Raw genomic sequence first — 2836 nt, forward strand, 5'->3', positions numbered from 1 at the left:
CAGAACGTTGAAGGATTCCGGGATGCCGGCCTCGAAGTTGTCGTCGCCACGGACGATCGCCTCGTAGACCTTGGTGCGGCCGGACACGTCGTCCGACTTCACCGTCAGCATCTCCTGCAGCGTGTAGGCCGCACCGTAGGCTTCCAGCGCCCAGACTTCCATTTCACCGAAGCGCTGTCCGCCGAACTGGGCCTTGCCGCCCAGCGGCTGCTGGGTGACCAGGCTGTACGGGCCGATCGAGCGGGCGTGGATCTTGTCGTCCACCAGATGATGCAGCTTCAGCATGTAGATGTAGCCGACGGTCACCTTGCGGGCGAACTGCTCGCCGGTACGGCCATCGCTGAGCGTCACCTGGCCCGAGGAGGCAAGACCCGCCTTCTCCAGCATATGCACGATGTCGTCCTCGCGGGCGCCGTCGAACACCGGCGTGGCCATCGGCACGCCCTTGCGGAGATTGCCGGACATCTCGATCACTTCGTCGACCGACATGCCCTTGATGTCTTCGTCATACTGGCCACCGCCGGCATAGACGTCCTCGAGCTTGGTGTGCAGCGCCGTGATTACCTTGGCGGTGTCCTCGCCGCGCCGCACCGTGGCCTGGTACTGGTCGACGATCTCGCCGATCTGGCGGCCGATGCCGGCCGCAGCCCAACCGAGATGGGTTTCCAGGATCTGGCCGACATTCATGCGGCTGGGCACGCCGAGCGGGTTCAGCACGAGGTCGACATGGGTGCCGTCCTCCAGGTACGGCATGTCCTCGATCGGCATGATCTTGGACACGACGCCCTTGTTGCCGTGACGGCCGGCCATCTTGTCGCCGGGCTGCAGCTTGCGCTTCACCGCGACGAAGATCTTGACCATCTTCATCACGCCCGGGGGCAGTTCGTCGCCGCGCTGCAGCTTTTCGACCTTGTTGTCGAACCGCGCCTCGAGCGCCTTCACCTGGTCGTCGAAGTGACGGCCCATGCCCTCGATATCGGACATCCGCGCCTCATCGGCGATGGTGACCTGGCGCCACTGGCCGCGGCTGAAGTCCTTCAGCTGCACATCTGTGATCTCGCCGCCGGCCGCGAAGCCCTTCGGACCGGAGACCGAGGTCTGCCCGAGCAGCAGTTCCTTCAGCCGGGCGAAGAAGCTGCGCTCCAGGATCGCGCGCTCGCTGTCGCGGTCCTTGGCCAGCCGCTCGATCTCGGCCCGCTCGATCGCCAGCGCACGCTCGTCCTTGTCGACGCCGCGGCGCGAGAACACCCGCACCTCGACGATCGTGCCGGTGACACCCGGCGGCAGGCGCAGCGAGGTGTCGCGGACGTCGGACGCCTTCTCGCCGAAGATGGCGCGCAGCAGCTTCTCTTCCGGCGTCATCGGGCTTTCGCCCTTCGGCGTGACCTTGCCGACCAGGATGTCGCCCGGCTTCACCTCGGCGCCGATGTAGACGATGCCCGCCTCGTCGAGGTGGCGCAGCGCCTCTTCACCGACATTCGGGATGTCGCGGGTGATTTCTTCCTGGCCGAGCTTGGTGTCGCGCGCCATCACCTCGAACTCCTCGATGTGGATCGAGGTGAAGACGTCGTCCTTGACGATGCGCTCGGAGATGAGGATCGAGTCCTCGAAGTTGTAGCCATTCCAGGGCATGAACGCGACGAGCACGTTGCGGCCGAGCGCGAGCTCGCCCAGCTCGGTCGACGGGCCGTCGGCGATGATGTCGCCCTTGACCACGCGGTCACCGACCTTCACCAGCGGACGCTGGGTGATGCAGGTGCTCTGGTTCGAACGCTGAAACTTCAGCAGGTTGTAGATGTCGACCGTCGAGCTGGCGCCTTCAGTGTCGGTCACCCGCACGACGACGCGGGTGGCGTCGACCGTGTCGACGATGCCGGCCCGGCGGGCGACGATGGTCACACCGGAGTCACGGGCGACCGTGCCTTCCATGCCGGTGCCGACCAGCGGCGCATCGGCGCGCACCAGCGGCACGGCCTGACGCTGCATGTTCGAGCCCATCAGCGCGCGGTTGGCGTCGTCGTTCTCGAGGAACGGGATCAGCGCCGCGGCCACCGAGACGATCTGCTTCGGCGACACGTCCACCAGGTCGATCGATTCCGGCTTCGACATGATGTAGTCGCCGCCCTGCCGGCACGAGACGAGGTCGCCGACGAAGCGCCCTTCCCCGTCCAGCTCGGCATTCGCCTGGGCGATGGTGTAGCGGCTTTCCTCCATCGCCGAGAGGTAGATGACCTCGTCGGTGACGCGGCCGTCCGCCATCTTGCGGTAGGGGCTCTCGATGAAGCCGTACTTGTTCACCCGGGCATAGGTCGCCAGCGAGTTGATCAGGCCGATGTTCGGGCCTTCCGGTGTCTCGATCGGGCAGATCCGGCCGTAGTGGGTCGGATGCACGTCGCGCACTTCGAAGCCGGCCCGCTCACGGGTCAGACCGCCGGGCCCGAGGGCCGAGAGACGACGCTTGTGCGTGATCTCGGACAGCGGGTTGGTCTGGTCCATGAACTGGCTGAGCTGCGACGAGCCGAAGAACTCGCGCACCGCCGCCGCCGCCGGCTTCGCGTTGATCAGGTCGTGCGGCATGATCGTGTCGATGTCGACCGAGGACATGCGCTCGCGGATCGCCCGCTCCATGCGCAGCAGGCCGACGCGGTACTGGTTCTCCATCAGCTCGCCGACCGAGCGGACGCGACGGTTGCCGAGGTGATCGATGTCGTCGATCTCGCCGCGGCCGTCCTTCAGGCCGTGCAGCACCTTGACCACCGAGAGGATGTCCTCGCGACGCAGTGTGCGCTGCGAATCGGGCACGCCCTCGAAGTCGAGGCGCATGTTCATCTTTACG

General features: G+C 66.2%; 1 protein-coding gene. It reads right to left on the bottom strand.

Annotated elements, in window-relative coordinates:
- A partial coding sequence (gene rpoB, locus AC3XYG_RS22890) for a DNA-directed RNA polymerase subunit beta (protein ID WP_489142174.1) occupies nt 1–2836 on the bottom strand: 2836 nt, incomplete at both ends.

It is taken from the genome of Inquilinus sp., assembly GCF_057815775.1.